The 19,893-nt window shown below is 49.6% G+C and carries 13 protein-coding genes and 1 rRNA gene; 12 read left to right on the top strand and 2 right to left on the bottom strand.

What is annotated here, in order from left to right; all coding sequences use genetic code 11:
* The first annotated feature begins 48 nt into the window (after positions 1 to 48).
* The 5 genes from FBR45_RS13335 to FBR45_RS13315 all read left to right on the top strand — a co-directional run bounded on the left by FBR45_RS13335 (position 49) and on the right by FBR45_RS13315 (position 6,421).
* Positions 49 to 681 (top strand): alpha/beta hydrolase, encoded by a 633-nt coding sequence (locus FBR45_RS13335; RefSeq protein ID WP_138503147.1) that lies wholly within the window; start codon positions 49 to 51, stop codon positions 679 to 681.
* 42 nt (positions 682 to 723) lie between these two features.
* Positions 724 to 1,020, top strand: coding sequence for a muconolactone Delta-isomerase family protein (locus tag FBR45_RS13330; RefSeq protein WP_077924232.1), 297 nt, complete (start codon positions 724 to 726; stop codon positions 1,018 to 1,020).
* A 191-nt stretch (positions 1,021 to 1,211) separates the two neighbouring features.
* Positions 1,212 to 1,658 (top strand): barstar family protein, encoded by a 447-nt coding sequence (locus FBR45_RS13325; protein ID WP_138503145.1) that lies wholly within the window; start codon positions 1,212 to 1,214, stop codon positions 1,656 to 1,658.
* A gap of 104 nt (positions 1,659 to 1,762) precedes the next feature.
* The gene (gene mfd, locus FBR45_RS13320; protein WP_138503142.1) at positions 1,763 to 5,116 is read left to right on the top strand and encodes a transcription-repair coupling factor; all 3,354 of its coding nucleotides are present in this window, start codon (positions 1,763 to 1,765) and stop codon (positions 5,114 to 5,116) included.
* A 39-nt stretch (positions 5,117 to 5,155) separates the two neighbouring features.
* On the top strand, positions 5,156 to 6,421 hold the full coding sequence (locus FBR45_RS13315) for an SUMF1/EgtB/PvdO family nonheme iron enzyme (protein WP_138503140.1): 1,266 nt from the start codon (positions 5,156 to 5,158) through the stop codon (positions 6,419 to 6,421).
* A gap of 55 nt (positions 6,422 to 6,476) precedes the next feature.
* Here FBR45_RS13315 and FBR45_RS13310 read toward each other — a convergent pair whose 3' ends face one another.
* The gene (locus FBR45_RS13310) at positions 6,477 to 7,184 is read right to left on the bottom strand and encodes a ComF family protein (RefSeq protein WP_138503138.1); all 708 of its coding nucleotides are present in this window, start codon (positions 7,182 to 7,184) and stop codon (positions 6,477 to 6,479) included.
* 65 nt (positions 7,185 to 7,249) lie between these two features.
* On the opposite strand from FBR45_RS13310, the gene FBR45_RS13305 reads away from it, so the two are divergent.
* From FBR45_RS13305 to FBR45_RS13285, 5 genes are all read left to right on the top strand, one after another.
* On the top strand, positions 7,250 to 7,594 hold the full coding sequence (locus FBR45_RS13305; RefSeq protein WP_138503136.1) for a hypothetical protein: 345 nt from the start codon (positions 7,250 to 7,252) through the stop codon (positions 7,592 to 7,594).
* Positions 7,595 to 7,613: 19 nt separating this feature from the next.
* Positions 7,614 to 10,925 carry a DUF4175 family protein gene (locus tag FBR45_RS13300; RefSeq protein WP_138503134.1) on the top strand — a complete coding sequence of 1,104 codons (3,312 nt, stop codon included), beginning with the start codon at positions 7,614 to 7,616 and terminating at the stop codon, positions 10,923 to 10,925.
* A gap of 154 nt (positions 10,926 to 11,079) precedes the next feature.
* The gene (gene mnmG, locus FBR45_RS13295) at positions 11,080 to 12,939 is read left to right on the top strand and encodes a tRNA uridine-5-carboxymethylaminomethyl(34) synthesis enzyme MnmG (protein ID WP_138503132.1); all 1,860 of its coding nucleotides are present in this window, start codon (positions 11,080 to 11,082) and stop codon (positions 12,937 to 12,939) included.
* A 68-nt stretch (positions 12,940 to 13,007) separates the two neighbouring features.
* Entirely contained in the window at positions 13,008 to 13,886 is an 879-nt protein-coding gene (locus FBR45_RS13290; protein WP_246082233.1) for a class I SAM-dependent methyltransferase, read from the top strand.
* 490 nt (positions 13,887 to 14,376) lie between these two features.
* A complete protein-coding gene (locus FBR45_RS13285; protein WP_138503130.1) occupies positions 14,377 to 16,182 on the top strand; it encodes a tetratricopeptide repeat protein in 1,806 nt (601 codons plus the stop codon).
* Here the strand turns inward: FBR45_RS13285 and thrC are convergent.
* Entirely contained in the window at positions 16,179 to 17,486 is a 1,308-nt protein-coding gene (gene thrC / locus FBR45_RS13280) for a threonine synthase (protein WP_138503128.1), read from the bottom strand. The two genes, FBR45_RS13285 and thrC, sit on opposite strands and share 4 nt — an antisense overlap.
* Before the next feature lie 198 nt (positions 17,487 to 17,684).
* Here thrC and pruA point away from each other — a divergent pair, with 198 nt between their 5' ends.
* Positions 17,685 to 19,313, top strand: a complete 1,629-nt coding sequence (pruA, locus tag FBR45_RS13275; RefSeq protein ID WP_138503126.1) for an L-glutamate gamma-semialdehyde dehydrogenase — start codon at positions 17,685 to 17,687, stop codon at positions 19,311 to 19,313.
* A 213-nt stretch (positions 19,314 to 19,526) separates the two neighbouring features.
* Positions 19,527 to 19,893 (top strand): 16S ribosomal RNA (locus FBR45_RS13270); the annotation flags it as partial.

Here is a 19,893-nt window from a genome sequence, read left to right as displayed (position 1 = left end):
TGCTCATTAAGTCAGCAGCTGCGTCCGGGGCCATAAACAGGTTCTTCTATGATACACAACCCGAATAATATAGTGACGGCTGGCAAGCCGCTCGAAGAAGCCAGCAAAGTGATGATCATGGTACACGGTCGGGGCGGCTCAGCGCGGGACATACTATCATTGTCGGAGTATATCAAGGCCGATGATTTTGCGTTCGTTGCTCCCGAGGCTAACGGCCGTACCTGGTATCCGTACTCGTTTTTGCGGCCCATGGCCGAGAACGAGCCTTACCTGTCGTCGGCGCTCGATGTACTAACCAGTTTGCGCGCGCGGCTACAGTCCGATTTTAATTTTAAACTCCCCCAGATTTACTGGTTTGGCTTCTCGCAGGGGGCTTGTCTCATGCTGGAATACGTTGCCCGAAACGCGACCGAGTACGGGGGTATTTTTGGTCTGAGCGGTGGCCTGATCGGCCCCGACGGGACGCCCCGCCAGTACGAAGGATCGTTTGGCAATACGCCCGTTTTTCTGGGTTGCAGTGATGTCGATTCGCACGTTCCGAAAGAACGCGTACTCGAAAGCGAGCGTGTTTTTTCGGAGATGGGCGCGTCTGTTACGGCCAGACTTTACCCGAATTTTGCACACTCGATCAACGAAGATGAGCTAAACTTTGTTAATTTGCTTATAACCGGGGGCGCCTAAGAAGCCCATCCCACAACCGGTTTGCAATTAACAGCAATGCTTATGAGCCAGTATATGGTTGAATTTGACCTCCCGGCTGTTATGGATGAAGAGTTTACAAACCGGATTCCAGCTCAGCGGCTTAAGGTAGAAGAATTAATGGAGCGAGGCTTTCTGTTGTCTTACTCGCTCTCGGTCGATCGCCAAAAACTCTGGTGCATTTTTAAGGCCGATTCTGAGCTGGAAGTGATGGAATCGATCTCCGAATTTCCGCTCGTCAAGTACATGACACCTCTTATTACCGAGCTCATGTTTCACAACATGGTGGCGGCTCGGATCCCGCTGTTTTCGCTGAATTAACCCGTGAAAAACCCTCTCTCGAAGAGGGTTTTTTTATAGATTAAAATTGTACTTTTGCGGGTATGGTATACCCTAATATGCATAAGTAACCAGGGTTTAACTGGTTACATACGTTTATAACTTGCTGATTTTCAATTTTCACGTGGAACAGTTTCTATAGACTAACCACCCCTTATTTTTAGTAGAATTACATGAGTCCGAACATACTAATCAGCCAGTCAGAAGCCGATCTGAAGCCCCTATTCGGGAGCGATTTTATCGCCCATATTGACGGGGCAAAAACGCTTAGCCTGAGACAGTTTTACGAGGCCATGGCTCACGTACTGGAGATCCCTGATTTCGGTTTCAGCCTCGACGATCTGAGCGATTCGCTGAACGATTTGCACTGGCTGGAAGACGAACGAATTGTTCTTTATATCACCGATACAAATAGCTTTATCAGCAAAGAACGTGACCCCGCCAAGATGGCCAGTGTTCTGAACATGCTTGATGCAACGGCCGAGGATTGGAAATGGGTCGATGATGAAGAAACCGACGACAAGAAGGAAATCATCATTGTTTTTGAGGACAGTGAGCGCATCCAGAAACTATTGCAAAAAGAGCAGATCGACTACAAACGGATTGCCGACTTAAACTAGGTTCCGCCTGTAACAAATCGCCGAAACGTGCTGTTATGCTACCGTGCCGCCGGAACATTCTTCCAGCGGCTTTTCGTGTTTGACAATACAACCTGCTGGTACGTTTGAAACCTAACGAATTGCTTGGCTTATATGCCGACGATAGCTTCATAAAATTACTGGCCGAACCCTTTGGCCGGAAACCTGACGGCGAACCCCAACGCCTTCAGATTAAAGGAATGGCAGGTAGCCTGGATGCCGTGTTGGCCTCGGCCGTGTTCAGGTCGGTGGGCGGTAATCATCTCTACATTCTGACCGATCGCGACGAAGCCGCTTACTTCTTCAACGATATCCAGAACCTGCTTGAGCGCGATGTACTTCTGTTCCCGATGTCGTACAAAAAGCCGTACCAGTACGAGGAGATTGAAAACGCTAACGTACTGATGCGGGCCGAAGTCCTGAACAAGCTGAACCCCGCTCCGAAAGATGGGCTGCTGATGGTAACGTATCCCGAAGCGCTGTTTGAAAAAGTAATCAACAAGCGTTCGTTACAGGCCAATACACTAACCATCCGGGTAGGCGAGAAGCTGGACACTAACTTCGTTGCGGAACTGCTGCAGAATTACGAGTTTGAGAAAACAGATTTCGTCTACGAAGCCGGTCAGTTTTCGGTACGAGGTGGTATTATCGACGTATTCTCGTTTGCCAGTGAGTTTCCCTATCGCATCGACTTGTTCGGCGACGAGGTAGAGAGCATCCGGCAGTTTAACCCCGAAACGCAGCTCTCGACCGAGGCCGTTGAGTTCATCAACATTATCCCGAACATCCAGACCAAGCTCGTTGAGGAAACCCGCGAGCCTTTCTTCAACTTCCTGCCCGCAGCCACAACCGTTTGGGCCAAAGACATCGAGTTCACCCTCGACATCGTCGAAAAGTGCTACGAAAAAGCCGAACAAAGTTTTGAGTCGACGGTAGCAAGCAGTGGCGGCATTCAAATCGTGTCCGATCCGGGTGAACTGTTCGAGACCCGGCGGTCGTTTCTGAACGAGTTGAAACGGTTTCGGACGGTTGAGTTTGGCCGTAAATTCTACTTCAAAACCGAAGGCCGGCAGCAGTACCCCTCCAAGCCGCAGCCATCATTCAACAAAGATTTCAAACGGCTGGTCGATACACTGGGCGACAATCAGGCTAAGGGATATACCAACGTCATCGCGGCTGAGTCGTTTAAGCAACTCGACCGGCTCCGCACTATATTCGAAGAGCTGGATCCGTTTGTCAAGTTTCAGCCGCTGAACATTGGGCTGCGCGAAGGTTTTCTGGACGATGCGCTGAAGATTGCGGTCTTCACCGATCATCAGATTTTTGACCGGTATTACAAGTACCGGGTACAGGATAAATTCTCAAAATCGAAGGCGCTGACCCTGCGCGAACTGAAAACGCTGCAACCCGGGGATTACGTAACCCACGTCGATCACGGCATTGGCCGGTTTGCCGGTTTGGAGAAAGTGGACAATGCCGGCAACGAGCAAGAGGCCATACGTTTGATTTACCGCGATAATGACATGCTGCTGGTCAGTATCCACAGTTTGCACAAGATCGCCAAATACAGCGGCCGTGAGGGCACTCCACCGACTATGAGCAAGCTGGGCTCGCAGGAGTGGGAGCAGAAGAAGTCCCGCATTCGTAAGCAAGTCAAGGACATTGCGCGCGAGCTGATTGCCCTCTACGCCAAACGCCGAACCGCACCGGGTTATGCCTATAGCCGCGACAGTTTTCTGCAGGCCGAACTTGAGTCGTCATTCCTGTATGAAGACACGCCCGATCAGGCTAAAGCTACCAACGACGTTAAAGACGATATGGAACGGCCGCACCCCATGGACCGGCTCGTTTGTGGCGACGTGGGTTTCGGCAAAACGGAGATCGCGATACGGGCGGCCTTCAAGGCCGTTACCGACAACAAACAGGTAGCCGTGCTGGTCCCGACCACAATCCTGGCGATGCAACATTTCAAGACCTTCAGCGAACGCATGGCCGACTTCCCCGTGAAGATCGAGTACATTAACCGCTTTCGGTCGGCGGCCAAGGTAAAAGAGATTCTGAAAGATGTAGCCGCGGGCGAGATCGGCATTCTGATCGGTACCCACCGGATCGTCAACAAGGATATTAAGTTCAAAGATCTGGGTCTGCTGGTGATCGATGAAGAGCAGAAGTTTGGCGTGAAAACCAAAGACCGGCTTAAGGAAATGCGCGTGGAGGTCGACGTACTTACGCTGACAGCAACGCCCATACCCCGAACCCTGCACTTCTCATTGATGGGCGCCCGTGACCTGTCGGTCATCGCTACGCCCCCGCCCAACCGACAGCCCGTAACCACCGAAGTACACGCTTTCAACGAAGCCACCATTCGCGATGCGGTCAGTTACGAGATCCGGCGGGGCGGGCAGGTGTTCTTCGTTCACAACCGGGTCAATGATATTGAGTCGATCGGAAACCTGATCATGCGGCTGGTTCCTGAAGCACGGATCGGCGTGGCGCATGGCCAGATGGAAGGCGACAAACTGGAACGAGTCATGACGCGCTTCATCGAAGGCGAGTACGACGTGCTCGTATCGACCAACATCATCGAATCAGGCCTCGACATATCGAACGCCAACACGATTCTGATCAACAATGCGCATTACTTCGGCTTGTCGGATCTTCACCAGATGCGGGGCCGCGTGGGTCGGTCCAACCGGAAAGCGTTCTGTTATCTGCTGACTCCACCTCCTTCGGTGCTCACCGCCGATGCCCGGAAACGGCTTCAGACGCTGGAGGACTTCTCAGACCTGGGCGAAGGCTTCAAGATTGCCATGCGCGATCTCGACATCCGCGGAGCCGGTAACCTCCTGGGAGCCGAGCAGAGCGGCTTCGTAAACGATTTGGGTTTCGAGATGTACCACAAAGTGCTGGATGAAGCCGTACAGGAGCTGCGCGAGAACGAATTCCGGGATCTGTTCGAGACCAAACCCGGCGACCTCAAGCTGGCCCTGCCCGACACCGTTATAGAAACCGACCTGACGGTCGTTATTCCTGAACGGTATGTTCAAAACATATCAGAGCGGCTTGCGTTGTACACCCGGCTGGATACCCTTCAGAGTCCGGACGAACTGCTGGCGTTCCGTCAGGAAATACTCGATCGGTTTGGGCCATTACCCGAAGAAGTCGAGAACCTGATCAAGATGGTGAACGTACGGTGGAAAGCCGAGCGCTTGTACCTTGAAAAACTGACGCTTAAGAATACTATTCTGAAAGGATACTTCGTTTCTAACGGGAATGATGCCTTCTTTACCGGCGACCAATTTGGCAAGGTAATTGACTACATCAAGCGAAACCCAGCCCAATGTTCTCTGAAAGAGTCAAAAGGCCGCCCAATTTTCACCCATACGGACGTTCACTCGGTCGAACAGCTGGATGAAATTTTAGGGGCAATGTCGATTTAATACCCAACTTTGTATCTACGTTTTACACAAAATACAGCAATGATTCAGAAGTATCACCTGCAACGAGTGGCTTACGTGCTACTGGCTACGGCGGCACTGGCATCCTGTAAGTCCAAGCATCCGACCAGCGTACAACCCGGCAAGAAAAGTACGGCGACAGGAATTGCTTACAACCAGAAGGATGGCTTCCAGGTAAAGAAATTTGCGGGGCAGAAAGCAGGCCCGAACCTCGTCTTCATTGAAGGTGGTCGGTTCACGATGGGGGCGCTGGAAGAAGACGTGATGAACACCCGCGATAACCGCGAGCGTACGGTGTCGATCCAGTCGTTTTATATGGATGAAACCGAGATTGCCAACGTTCACTACCTCGAGTACCTGAACGCCATCTCGCGCGACTCGTCAGAGGAAGTAGTGCGGGCTGCCTTGCCCGACACAACGGTTTGGGCCAATCCCCTGTCGTTCAACGACTCATACGTTACCCAGTACCTGCGCTACCCGGCTTTCCGATACTACCCGGTCGTTGGTGTTTCCTGGGTTCAGGCCAGCGACTACGCCCGGTGGCGGACCGACGCGGTTAACAATGAGTTAGCCAAAGGCGGTGGTGATAAAAAGAAAAAAGGGGGTGGCTTTTCGCTCAAGCGTAAATCGAAAAAAGAAGCGGCTGAACCCGCCCTGGCCGAAGCCACTTCAGCCGCTCCGACCAAACCAAGTCTGGAAAGTGGTATGATCCTGCCCGATTACCGGTTGCCAACAGAGGCTGAGTGGGAATATGCCGCTAAAGCGCTCATCGGTACCCAGTACATGGATGAGAACCAGATTAACCAGCGTATTTACCCCTGGGATGGTTCATCGGTGCGGAACCCCAAGAAAGGGCGTAAACAGGGTCAGATGCTGGCCAACTTCAAACGCGGTCGGGGTGACTATGCCGGTATTGCCGGTCGTTCGAACGATGGCGCCATCATTACCGCCGAGATCTACGCGTATCCAGCCAACGATTTTGGTCTGTATAACATGGCCGGTAACGTAAATGAGTGGGTGTATGACGTATACCGCCCGCTGTCGTACGAAGATGTAAATGACCTGAACCCCATCCGGCGGAACGGGTACCTTGATGACGCCAAGAATTATGATAAGAAAGGCAACAATAGCCTGATTGACGATAAGCTTCGGGTCTACAAAGGCGGCTCCTGGAACGACGTAGCGTACTGGCTCTCGCCCGGTACACGCCGGTTCCTGGATCAGGATTCAGCCACGGCTATGATTGGTTTCCGCTGCGCCATGATCGGCGTTGGTCGTAACAAATAAGCCACCCGCATCGCCTTCCGGAAGCGGCTACTCCAGCGGGGTAGCCGCTTTTTTGTTAGCGTGTAGCCGCCAGCGTTAGCACACTAACTGACGCACAACCCGCCTGTAGCAACGCAACGGCACAGGCCTCCAGCGTGGCGCCCGTAGTCAGCACGTCGTCGATAAGCGCCACCCGGAGCCCCTGCAGGCCGACGCCCTGCCGAACGGCAAATTCGTTTTTCACATTCTCCCAGCGCTCGATCCGATTCTTTCGGGTTTGCGAACTACGAAACCGTTTCCTCATCAGTACATCCGCCTGCATCGGTACAGCCAGTGCTTCGGAGAGACCGGCTGCAATCCATTCGGCCTGGTTGAACCCCCGTTGTTGCATCCGCGCTTTAGACATCGGCACGCTGATCAGCAGGTCGAGTTCGGGCAGCTGACTTCCTTCCCGTTTCAGCAATTCACCGTACCAGAGCGCCATTTCGCGGGCCGCTTCCTTTTGGCCTTTGTATTTAATACGATGGATTAATTTTTGCACGATTCCACCCTTAGAGAAGTGCAGGTAGGAGGCCACGAACTCGATAGGTACTTTGCCGGCAAACTTATTCAGGATGTGATCTTCGTCGGCCCGGCGGTGTTGCCCCGTCTCCGGCAGGTTGATCCGGCAGCGCGTGCAAAGGATTTTTTCGTTGGCCGTCAACGATCGCGTACAGCCCAGACACAGGGTTGGAAAAAGCAGGTCGGTAAAGTCGGAAAGGGCTATGCGAATAAACCTAAACACAGTGACTGTTCGTTAGTTAGCTAAAAATAGTGTAATTTAGAGAGAACAATAAACAGGCAAGTCCCGTGAATGAAAAAGATGTAGATAAGCAGTGGGAAGGCTTGCTCGATCAGCTACAGCTACTTGTTGGCAAACGGCCTGCAGACCTGAATGCGGTGTTATTTCTGATCGGCGTACAGGAGTTGGGAAAAGGCCCGATTCGTTTCTCCAAGGAAGCCAAACAGGACCTGATGCACATTGCGGTTTGCAAAGTGCTAAGCCAGTCAGGGTACTATACGTTTGATGGTCTGGACAAAGATGGCTGGCCTCAGTGGACCCTCGCTAAGCCCGTTCCCCCCGGCGATTTGCTAACCCAGGAAACGTTTTTAAAGGAACACGTTATTGAATACTTCCAGTCAGCGCTGGTATAACGACTCAACATGTATTCATATGCAATCGATAAACGCTTACACCACGCTGATTCAGCGCATTGATGAGTACAAGAAACGGTATTTCCTGAATCAGCTGGTTAAGGGGAGTTTACTCTTCGTAGCGCTGATGGGGAGTGGCTACCTCCTGATCAACACGGCCGAGTTTATTGGCCGGTTTAACTCTGTGGGTCGGGGAGCCTTATTCTTCGGCTTCATCCTGATGGCTCTTGTCAGTTTGTATCTGCTGATTGTACGGCCTTTGATGAGCCTTTATGGACTCAACAAACCGCTCAGTAACGATGAAGCCGCCCGGCAGATCGGTACCTTTTTTCCGGAAGTAGGGGATAAGCTCCTGAACACACTGCAGCTTCAGCGGATCTCGTCCGACCAGAGTGATCTGTTACAGGCCAGCCTGAACCAGCGGTCTCAACAGCTGTTGATTAACCGTTTTGCGAACGCCATTCAGATCAGTCGTAACCGGCAGTTTCTAAAATATGCCATTCCGCCACTGGCGTTGATTCTGCTGATTCTGATCGTAAATCCAGCTTTTTTTACGAAGTCATCGACCCGGCTGGTCAACTATAATAAAGAGTTTGTTGAAGAGGCCCCGTTCCAGTTTGTCGTCGAGAACAAATCGCTGAAAGCCTTCCGTAACGAAGATTTCCCGTTATCCGTCAAGCTTACCGGCAGCGCCATTCCGCAGGCTGTTTATGTAGTTACGAACGGTACCCGGTTCAAGCTCGACCAGTCGGGCGATCGGTTCACCTATACCTTCGATAATCTGCAACGCGATCTGGATTTTCATCTGGAAGCCGCTGGTTATAACTCGTCAGCTTATACGGTTGCTCTGATTGACCGGCCTGCTGTATTGTCGTTTAATGTCAAGCTCGATTATCCGGCTTATCTGAACAAGCCTGGCGAACAGCTCGCCAACGTAGGAAACCTGCTCGTTCCGCAGGGAACGGTAGTCAACTGGGAGTTTATCGCTGACCACACCGACTCGCTGCAGCTTCGATTTAATACCGACAAACAACCGATACCGACTCGCTTAATTGATGACAATACCTTTGTCGTCAATCGGCGGTTGATGCAGAATACGGTCTACACGGTTTCCTTACGAAACAGTCAGATTTCGGCGCCTTCGTCAATCCAGTATAACGTACAGGTAATCCCGGATCGCTTCCCCCAAATATCCGTCGATCGGATTCAGGACACGGTAACCTACAATTATATTGCTCTGTCCGGGCTGGTTTCAGATGATTACGGATTCTCAAAACTGAGGCTGAACTATACTATTAAACGTGGCGATAAATCGTCGCCCACGTATACCAAAGACATCCCAATCAATCGGTCTACCACCTCGCAGAATTTTGTTTACAACTGGTCCCTGGACAGCCTGAAACTGGGACAGGAAGACCGACTGGAGTACTTTGTTCAGGTATGGGATAATGATGGCGTAAATGGCCCCAAATCAAGCCGTTCCAATCAGCTCAATTTCGTTATCCCATCACAGGCCGAGATTCAGAAACAGGTTGATAAATCGGCCGAGAAAACAGAGTCTGACATTAACAACGCGCTCAGCAAAACCCAGGCTATCAAGAAAGAGCTAAGCCAGATGGAGGAGCGGATGCGCACCAAAAAATCGTCTGATTTTCAGGATAAAAAACAACTTCAGGACGTACTCCAAAAGCGGGAAGAACTGCTGCGGGAAGTACAGAAACTACAGGAGCAGTTCCAGAAGACGAACGAAACCCAGCAGCGATTTGCTGAAAAAAATCAGGCTGTCCAAGAGAAACTAGATCAACTTCAGAAGCTGTTCAACGAGCTGCTCGACCCGGAATCGAAGCAACTTTATGAACAGCTCAAGCAACTATTGGAGCGTAAACAGGATGAGAAAGCTTCTGAGCTACTTGACCGGCTAAGCCGAAAAGAGAAGAATATGGAGCGCGACCTCGACCGTGCGTTGAAGCTGTTCAAGCAGATGCAGCTTGAACAGAAAGTCAACAACGTAGCGGAAAACCTGGAGAAGCAAGCTGAGAAACTAGAGAAGCAGGCCCAGGAAGACGCTAAGAAAGACGAAACCACACAGGAGCAGCAGAAGGAGTTGGAGAAGTCACAGGAGGACTTCAAAAACACGGAAGAGCAACTGAAAGAGATTCAGAAACAGGCTGAAAAAGATGAGCTTACTAAGCCTGAGATGTCTGAGCAGGAGCAAAAGGAGATTGAAAAAGCTCTGGAAGAAGCGATGAAACAGATGAAGCAGAATCAGGGCAAAAAGTCAGCTTCATCGAAAAGTAAGGCGGCTAAGTCTATGCGTTCTATGAGCAAGAGCATGAAAGAGTCGATGGAGTCGGCTGAGATGGAACAGCTTCAGGAGAACATGGATGACCTGCGGAATATCCTCGAAAACCTCATTACCCTCTCCTTCGGCCAGGAGCGGGTGATGAAAGATTTTAAGGGAATGAGCTTGCAGGACCCTCGCGTTACCAAGCTGTCGCAGGAACAATTGAAGCTGCAGGACGATGCCAAAATCATTGAAGATAGTCTCAACGCGCTGGCTAGTCGGGTCGTTCAGATTCAGTCTTTTGTTACACGGGAGCTGACCAATATGAAATTTTATATGGACGAAAGCACCCAACAGTTGAAGGAACGCCGGCTAAGCATGGCCGCTTCTAAACAGCAGTTTGCCATGACGTCTATTAATAATCTGGCGTTGATGTTGAGTGATGTGCTGAAGAATATGCAGCAGCAGATGAACGCCATGGCTATGCCCGGGTCAGGTTCGGGTGGTAAAAAAGGGAAAAATCCGAAGGACGGTGAAGGCATGAGCGAGATGCAGCGGAAGCTCAATGACCAAATGAAACAACTCCAGAAAGGCGGTCAGTCGGGGAGGGGACTCTCCGAAGAGTTATCGCGAATGGCGGCTCAGCAGGCAATGATTCGGAATATGCTGAAAAAGATGGAAGAGAATGCCAAAGGCACTGAGGTTGGTAAACAGCAGCAGAAGCAGGTCAATGAGTTAATGGAGAAAATGGATGAAACTGAAACAGATCTGGTCAACAAGCGGATCAATCAGAACACCATTAATCGGCAGAACGAAATCATGACCCGTTTGCTTGAGTCTGAAAAAGCGCTGAAACAGCAGGAGGAAGATCCGAAGCGGCAGGCAGAGACGGCTAAATCATTGAAAAAAAGCACTCCTTCTTTTTTCGATACTACGTCACTGCAAACGAAAGCGAAGCAAGTAGAAGTGCTGCGTTCCGTTTCTCCTAATTATAATCTCTTTTATAAAAAAGAGGCAAACCAGTATCTGCAACGAGTAAACAAGTAAATTTTCCAGCCAATTATATTCAACCGTACCTGTGGCACAAACAGGTACGGTTTTTTGTTACCCACACATCCGTATAATTTTGGTGTAAAGTTTGGGCACCAGCCAATTTTGTGAAAAGTTTCCACGTGAAACATTTTTTAAAATCTAACAAAGAATGCACGCTTCGTACGATGTTATAGTTGTGGGCGCTGGACATGCCGGTTGTGAAGCAGCACACGCTGCGGCTACGATGGGCTCGCGTGTGTTGCTGATCACCATGAATATGCAGACCATCGCTCAAATGTCCTGCAACCCGGCCATGGGCGGAGTTGCCAAAGGGCAAATTGTGCGTGAAGTGGATGCACTCGGTGGTATGTCTGGTATCATCAGCGACAAAAGCATGATTCAGTTTAGAATGCTGAATCGCTCAAAAGGCCCTGCCATGTGGAGTCCGCGCTGCCAGAGTGACCGAAATATGTTTGCCTGGGAGTGGCGCAAAACGCTCGAAAGCAATATCAATGTTGATTTTTGGCAAGACATGGTGAATGAAGTTCTTGTCAAAGACAACCGAATTGTAGGGGTAAAAACTGGATTAGGCGTCGAGTTTACAGCCAAATCGGTCGTACTAACGAACGGTACATTTTTGAACGGGCGGATGTTTATTGGCGAGAAAGTATTTGGTGGAGGCAGAACAGCCGAGCGTTCAGCAACCGGACTTACCGAGCAATTGACTCAGTTGGGCTTCGAAGCAGGTCGAATGAAAACCGGAACGCCCCCCCGAGTCGACGGCAGGAGCCTGAACTATGACTTGATGGAAGAGCAACTTGGCGACGAAAAACCAGGCAAATTTTCCTACACGTCGACGCCCACATTAACCAAGCAACGCAGCTGCTGGATCACGTACACAAATCAGGATGTACATGATGAGTTGAAAACAGGCTTCGAACAATCGCCTATGTTCACCGGTCGTATCAAGGGCTTAGGCCCCCGATACTGCCCGTCAATTGAAGACAAAATCAACCGGTTTGCCGACAAAGACCGGCATCAGATTTTCGTAGAACCGGAAGGCTGGGACACCGTGGAAGTATATGTGAATGGATTCTCCACATCATTACCGGAAACGGTACAGTATGATGCTCTACGAAAAATTCCGGGTTTCGAACAAGTGCGCATGTTCAGGCCGGGCTACGCCGTTGAGTACGACTACTTTCCGCCGACACAATTAAAGCCAACGCTTGAAACGCGGCTTGTGCAAAACCTCTTCTTTGCCGGCCAGATTAACGGAACAACTGGCTACGAAGAAGCGGCTTGTCAAGGTCTGATGGCAGGCATAAATGCACATAGAAATGCGCATGAAGAAGCGGAATTCACCATCAAACGCTCTGAAGGATATATTGGCGTACTAATCGATGATCTGATCACGAAAGGGACGGAAGAACCATATCGTATGTTTACGTCAAGGGCTGAATACCGAACGCTGCTTCGGCAGGATAACGCCGACATTCGCCTGACCGAGAAAGGATATGCGATCGGGCTAGCCTCGCAGGATCGCTATGATTCGATGGTTAGCAAGCGAACAGAAGTAGCTACGCTGACGGAAGCCATACGTAAAGTAAAGCTTAAACCAGAGGATGTAAATGGCTGGCTGGAGACGAAAGGCAGCTCGCCCTTGCGGGAAAAAAGTAGTCTGTATACCTTACTGAAGCGCCCCGAAATTGAGCAGGAAGATGTCATTTCTTTATTTTCTCAGATCACTGACCTACCCAGGGTAGGGGAGGAGTCACTGGAACAGACCGTCATCGAGATTAAGTACGAGGATTATCTGAACCGGGAAAAACAGAATGCCGAGAAGCTCGACAAATGGGAAAATCTGTCAATCAACCCTGCTTTCGACTACGATCAGTTAAAGGCTCTGTCCTTTGAAGGGAAGGAAAAGTTGAAGCGTTTACGCCCATCTACCATTGGACAGGCATCGCGCATTAGCGGAGTGAGCCCATCCGATGTATCTATATTACTGGTATATATGGGTCGATAATAACCACAGGCTCCGGATATAGCATGTATTCGGAGCCTCATTGTATCTACTTTTTTCTGTTTATCATTTTGGAGACTGTAACAACCTGCCCCGTTTGTGGCAATTCTCAGTTTAAGCCTTTTCTGGTTTGTAAAGATTATCTGGTAAGTCAGCAGGAGTTTACCATTCAGCAGTGCCAGTCGTGCAATTTCCGCCTTACAAATCCGCGCCCGGATCAGTTGTCGATCGGAGCCTATTATAAATCGGATCAGTACGTGTCTCATAATGATCAGGGAGGAGGTTTAATCAATTCGGTATATCGCTTTGTACGAACAATCACATTAAAACAAAAGCTTCAATTAATCACAACATTGACTGGAGGAACCGGAAAATTACTGGATATTGGTTGTGGTACCGGTGCTTTTCTGGATGTGAGTCAACAGGCAGGCTGGACAATAAAAGGAGTTGAGCCTGACCCGGATGCACGCGCCATAGCCAGCCACAAAACAAAAATTTCTATCCAGCCCGATCTGGCGGCAATCGATCAGGAGCAGGTAGACATGATTACGATGTGGCATGTCCTCGAACATGTACCCACGTTAAACGAGACAATAGAGCAGATTCATTCCCGACTGGCCCCCAACGGTACATTGCTTATTGCTGTACCGAACAGCGACTCCTACGACGCCAGTTATTATAAGCAGTACTGGGCTGCCTATGATGTTCCCAGACATCTTTACCATTTCACGCCCGATACAATAGAGAGGCTGTTTAATAAGCATGGGTTCAACCTGACCGGCAAACGCCCCATGATCTTCGATGCCTTTTACATTGCCATGCTGAGCAGCCGGTATAGAAGCGGCCAGACACATTTTGTGGAGAGTCTACGGATCGGCCTTGTCTCCAATATGAAGAGCGGACGAAAGGGCCACTCGTCCAGTCAGATATACATATTCAAAAAGGCATAATAGTTGTTGATAAGATCATTAAGGGCTCGTCTGTCAGCAGGGGTGGAAAACAGGTCTATTCTAAATTAAAAAAGTGAAACTTTTCTGTGAATATCTGTGTGCATAACTCTGCCCTGTGTGTGGGAAACAGGTTGATAAGGAACCGGAGCCGTGTGGACTAGTAGATGAGTAATTCACATTCGAAAATCGGGCAGCTGCCAATGTGGAAATACGGCAACATATCTACCACCTATGTCCTGTCTTTTCCTCACTCCACTCTGTGCATAAAAATTATACACAAATTCACAAAGAGATTTCAAACATTTTGTGGATAAAATGTTATTTACTTACTAATCAATGGATTTAATGTTGATAACTGGAAAGTGTTAAGTGGATTACCTACCTTTCTTATCCACACCCGAGCGGGCAAGAAGTGGACAAATTATTTATACACTTATCAACACCCTTAATAAGAGTAATAACGTTTTCTTAAAAAGACTTTTTATATAAAATGTTAATAAGGTCTAACGTTGTTGTGCTGATTTGGCTGCTGGCTATATGCGTGGCTAAAGGACAGGGGGGAGGCATGCTGGCTGACGAGTACTTCAAAGCCGGTGAGTTCGAGAAAGCGGCCAACGAGTATGGCAAGCTGTTGAAAAACGATGTAAGCTGGTCTCGGCTGTCGCGCTATGTATACAGCCTGCAGAAAAGCAACAAAGCAGATGACGCGCTGAAGTATCTGCGCAAGCAGCAGCGGAGTGATGAAGCCAACCGGTCTTACTACGATCTGCTAATCGGCCAGGCGGCCGCCCAGCAGGGCGATACGGTGCAGGCCGCCAAACAGTACACCGCGGCTCTCCAGTCCAGCAAAGGGTCGACTATCAAACTGGAAAAGCTGGCAACTGCCTTCTCAGAGGCCGGAGAGACCCGCTGGGCGCTTCGTTCGCTCGAAACGGCCCGAGAGGTCAGCAAAGACCCAACGGCGTACAGCGAAGAACTTATAGCCCTCTACCGGGCAACGGGACAAACCGAAAAAACCGTAGAGGAAATTATTACCACGAGCAAACAGCCCGAGAAGAAAGAAATGGTGCTGGCGGCTTTGCAGCCTTACCTGAACACCAAAGAAGAGCCAATCATAGAAAAAGCGCTGTACAGTCGGATTCAGCAGGAACCCAATGAACTGGCATATAACGAGCTTTTAATATGGTACTTCGTCCAGAAACAGAAGTTCAGCCGAGCCCTGCTTCAGGAAAAAGCTACCGATAAACGAATGAAGCTGAACGGCAGCCGGGTTTACGATCTGGGAATGCTGGCGCTGAACAATAAAGAACATAAATCAGCGGCCGATGCGTTTGAATACATTACCCAGACCTATCCACAGGGGCAGCTCTACCCGTTTGCCCGTCGATTGGTGATCAACGCCCGCGAAGAGCAGGTAAAAAATACATACCCAATCGACAGAGCTGAAATCCGTAAGTTGATAGGCGACTACCAGCGAATGCTCCAGGAAATCGGTACCAACGTAAAAACGCTCGAAGCTCTGCGAAGCACCGCCAACCTATACGGGAACTACCTGGACAGCAAAGACACCGCCCTGACGGTGCTTGACCTAGCCATTGATTTGGGGAAAACTGACCGAAATTTTGTGGATAAGTGCAAGCTGGACAAGGGTGATATTTATTTGTTGAAAGGAGAACCCTGGGAGTCCACCTTGTTGTACTCGCAGGTGGAGAAGTCGCAGAAAGAAGAACTGCTCGGATACGAAGCTAAACTTAAAAATGCCAAGCTACACTATTACAAAGGTGATTTTGCCGTATCGAAAGATATTTTAGACGTATTGAAACTGGCCACATCCCGCGAGATAGCCAATGACGCAGAACAGCTTAGCCTGTTGATTGTGGATAACACGGGTATGGATAGCACAGAAGCTGCCATGCGTGAGTATGCCGCTGTTGACTTGCTGTTATTTCAGAACAAAACCGACGAAGCTGTGGATAAACTCAACCAGATGTGGAAAAAATATGAACAACACAGTCTGGCCGATGAAGTACTCTGGCTCCGTGCCAATACCTACTTGAAACAGGGCAAACACACGGAAGCATTGGACGATCTGAAAAAGATAACCGCTTCGTTTTCAACGGATATACTCGGCGACGATGCTTTGTATACTCAAGGCAAGATCTATGAAGAGCGGCTGAAAGATAAACAGGCTGCTATGGAAGCATACCAGAAACTACTGACCCAGTATCCCGGAAGCATTTACGGAGCAGACTCCCGTAAACGATTCCGGCTATTGCGTGGCGATGTAATTAACTAGTAAGTTTGAAGAAGCGACTCTTTGAACGCATCATACTCAGCCGGAATGCGGATGCTCTGTTTGGGGCGGTCAGCCAGAATTGCCAGCCGGTTAGGAACTTCTACTGACTTACCCAATACCTCTTCGACAAGAGGCTTGAATTTTGCAGGATGAGCCGTTGCCAGCGCAATGCCATAAACGTCTTTCTTCGACTCATCTAGGTAAGCCTCAAGGCCCATGATGCCGATCGCCGTGTGGGGGCAAGCCACATAGCCATACAAGTCGTCGATTCGTTTCATACCGGCCTGGGTTTCTGCATCATCGTAGAAAAAACCAGATACGTTATCCACAAACCGGTCATAGTTATCCCCATACAAGTGAGCTAGGCGGGGGAAGTTACTGGGATTACCCACATCCATAGCATTCGATAGCGTAGCTACCGATGGTTTAGGGCTATAGGCTCCGGTCTTGAGGTAGGTAGGTACAATATCGTTAAGATTGGTTGCCGCAACGAAGTGTGCGACGGGTAAGCCCATTTGTTGCACCATAGCACCGGCGCTGAGATTGCCAAAATTGCCACTAGGCGTAGAAAAAACGATTGGTTTATTGGCCTTCCGCACCTGGCCATACGCACTAACGTAATAAAAGCCCTGGGGTATCAGTCGGAATATATTGATGGAGTTAGCCGATGATAATGATAGGCTTGCATTGAGCTCGGCGTCCACAAACGCTTGCTTAACTATAGCCTGACAATCGTCAAACGAACCATCTACTTCAAACGCCTGGATATTACCGCCCAGGGTAGTCAACTGTTTTTCCTGCAAATCACTAACGCGTCCGCTCGGGTACAATATAGACACCCGAACCCCTGGTACGTTATGAAAGCCCATCGCGACAGCGCCACCGGTATCACCTGAGGTAGCGACGAGAATATTCACTTCCTGCTCATTCCGATCAGAATAATAAGACATCAGAGCCGCCATATAGCGGGCACCAACATCTTTGAAGGCAAGAGAAGGACCATGAAAAAGCTCAAGCACGGAAACTTTACCAGGCTCCAGGTCAACTACGGGAGTCTCAAACGGAAACGCTTTATGAGTTAATTCTTCCAGATCAGCCTTACTGATTTCATCGCCGAAGAGGGCTTTACTAAGGGTAAAACCAATATCGGCTAACGACTCTCCGGCTATACCATCAAAAAACGCTCTGCCCAGAACAGGCAGGGGAGTTGGCATGTACAGCCCCCGATCAGCGGGCATGCTGTTAAAAAGAGCCTGTTCGGCCGACACAGTAACCTGTGGATTGTTGGTGCTGTAGAAACGCATACGAAATAAGGATACCGAAAGACAAAGTACGGCAAATCAGCTCAATGAAAGGAGAAGGTGAACTTGAAATGTGGAAAACTGGCGTTCATTGTGGATAAGTTTGGGTTTTTGTAGCTTTGTACCCTATAAAACGCTTCAAAACAAACCGGTAGACCCATTTTTCGTGTTCAAGACGTCTACCAGAACTCACGCATACATATGTCTTTCGGACAGTCAAATGTGCCAATGCCGGTAAATGAGCCGGTAAAAGAATACCGTCCGGGATCGCCCGAGCGAAATGCAGTAAAACAGGCGATTGCCGACTTTCGTGCTCAAGAGACGGATATACCCATGTATATAGGCGGGCAGGAAGTTCGTACCAGCCGTACGATACGGGTTGCTCCGCCCCATGATCACAAGCACACGCTGGGTTATTTTCACGAGGGTGATGCCGAACATGTCCACCAGGCTATCGAGGCAGCGTTAGCGGCCAAAGAGGCCTGGGCGAATCTGAGCTGGGAACAGCGGTCCAGTGTTTTTTTGAAAGCTGCTGAGCTTATTGCCGGACCATACCGAGCCCGAATCAATGCCGCAACCATGCTGGGTCAATCCAAGAATGCGTACCAAGCAGAAATAGATTCTGCCTGCGAGCTAATTGATTTCTTGCGATTCAACGTCCACTACGCCGAAGAGATCTACCGGCAGCAGCCAAACTCATCGGCCGGAGTCTGGAACAGACTCGAGTATCGTCCGCTGGAAGGGTTCGTCTTTGCATTGACTCCCTTCAATTTCACTGCCATCGCTGGTAACCTGCCTACATCGGCAGCATTGATGGGTAATACTGTAGTATGGAAGCCGGCCTATACACAAGTGCTATCGGCAAAAGTGATCATGGAAGTGCTGGAAGAAGCCGGTCTGCCTGCAGGGGTGATTAACCTGATTTACGTAGATGGACCTGTAGCCGGAGAGATTATTTTCAACCACCCTGACTTTGCTGGTATCCATTTCACGGGAAGTACCGCCGTATTTCAGCAAATCTGGAAGACAATTGGTGAGAACATTAGCAAATACAAATCATATCCGCGCATAGTGGGCGAAACAGGCGGAAAAGACTTTGTATTGGTACACGAGTCGGCACATGTCGATGAGGTGGCTACGGGTCTGGTTAGGGGTGCTTTTGAGTATCAGGGACAAAAATGCTCTGCAGCTTCCAGGGCTTATATTCCGTCTTCATTGTGGCCAGCAGTAGAAACGAAGATTAAATCGTTTCTGGCGGAGATGAAAATGGGTGGTACAGAAGATTTTGGCAACTTCATTAACGCCGTAATCGACGACCGGTCTTTCAGGAAGATCACGGCCTACATTGATGAAGCAAAGCAAAACGCCCAGGTGTCTGTAGTAGCGGGTGGCGCGTATGACGATTCGATAGGTTATTTCATAGAGCCAACTGTATTGCGTGTCAACAACCCAACTTACCGAACCATGTGCGAAGAGATATTCGGTCCCGTACTATCCATATACGTGTATGAACCGGCCGACTTTGACGAAATTCTCAAGCTCGTTGATCGTACCTCACCTTACGCTTTGACCGGATCTATTTTCGCCAAGGACAAATACGTTATTGAACGGGTCGCCCAGGCGCTGCAAAATGCAGCTGGTAACTTTTATATCAACGACAAACCAACAGGAGCGGTAGTGGGTCAACAACCCTTCGGAGGAGCCCGTGCATCGGGAACAAATGACAAAGCCGGATCAGCTTTAAATTTATTTCGATGGGTATCGGCACGTACGATAAAGGAAACCTACGTGAGTCCCAGGCACTTCGGGTATCCGTTTTTGGAAAGCTGAAAAAAAACAGAAAAAAGTTTGAAGCAAGTCTTGCGTAACGCAAATCAAACTGCTACCTTTGCAGTCCCAAATCAATAAGGAAGGCCGACAACGGTTGGCCTCAATCACCCCCGAAAGGGATGTGAGACAGTTCTTTGACGTATTGATATCAATAGGTTAGCACCAAATAAGGCTAATGACAACGTATCTGATTTATCAGGTACACACTAATTTACGATGGAGAGTTTGATCCTGGCTCAGGATGAACGCTAGCGGCAGGCCTAATACATGCAAGTCGAGCGGGTAGCAATACCAGCGGCAAACGGGTGCGTAACGCGTAAGCAACCTGCCCTCAACTGGGGGATAGCCCTGCGAAAGCGGGGGTAAACCCGCATAGTCCCTTGGAGTCACCTGACTTTTTGGGTAAACATTTATGGGTTGAGGAGGGGCTTGCGTCTGATTAGCTAGTTGGGGGGGTAACGGCCCACCAAGGCGATGATCAGTAGGGGTTCTGAGAGGATTGGCCCCCACACGGGTACTGAGAGACGGACCCGACTCCTACGGGAGGCAGCAGTAGGGAATATTGGGCAATGGAGGCAAC

The sequence above is a fragment of the Spirosoma lacussanchae genome (genome assembly GCF_005870035.1).
Taxonomy (GTDB): Bacteria; Bacteroidota; Bacteroidia; order Cytophagales; family Spirosomataceae; genus Spirosoma; species Spirosoma lacussanchae.
Note: the sequence above shows the minus strand (reverse complement) of the source record. Positions and strands in the feature narration are given on the sequence as shown.

What these genes read in the sequence shown, in the direction of transcription:
- FBR45_RS13335 (WP_138503147.1), top strand. Translation starts at nt 49, where the DNA reads ATGATACACAACCCGAATAATATAGTGACGGCTGGCAAGCCGCTCGAA.
- FBR45_RS13330 (WP_077924232.1), top strand. Translation starts at nt 724, where the DNA reads ATGAGCCAGTATATGGTTGAATTTGACCTCCCGGCTGTTATGGATGAA.
- FBR45_RS13325 (WP_138503145.1), top strand. Translation starts at nt 1,212, where the DNA reads ATGAGTCCGAACATACTAATCAGCCAGTCAGAAGCCGATCTGAAGCCC.
- FBR45_RS13315 (WP_138503140.1), top strand. Translation starts at nt 5,156, where the DNA reads ATGATTCAGAAGTATCACCTGCAACGAGTGGCTTACGTGCTACTGGCT.
- FBR45_RS13300 (WP_138503134.1), top strand. Translation starts at nt 7,614, where the DNA reads ATGCAATCGATAAACGCTTACACCACGCTGATTCAGCGCATTGATGAG.
- mnmG (WP_138503132.1), top strand. Translation starts at nt 11,080, where the DNA reads ATGCACGCTTCGTACGATGTTATAGTTGTGGGCGCTGGACATGCCGGT.
- FBR45_RS13285 (WP_138503130.1), top strand. Translation starts at nt 14,377, where the DNA reads ATGTTAATAAGGTCTAACGTTGTTGTGCTGATTTGGCTGCTGGCTATA.
- thrC (WP_138503128.1), bottom strand. Translation starts at nt 17,486, where the DNA reads ATGCGTTTCTACAGCACCAACAATCCACAGGTTACTGTGTCGGCCGAA.
- pruA (WP_138503126.1), top strand. Translation starts at nt 17,685, where the DNA reads ATGTCTTTCGGACAGTCAAATGTGCCAATGCCGGTAAATGAGCCGGTA.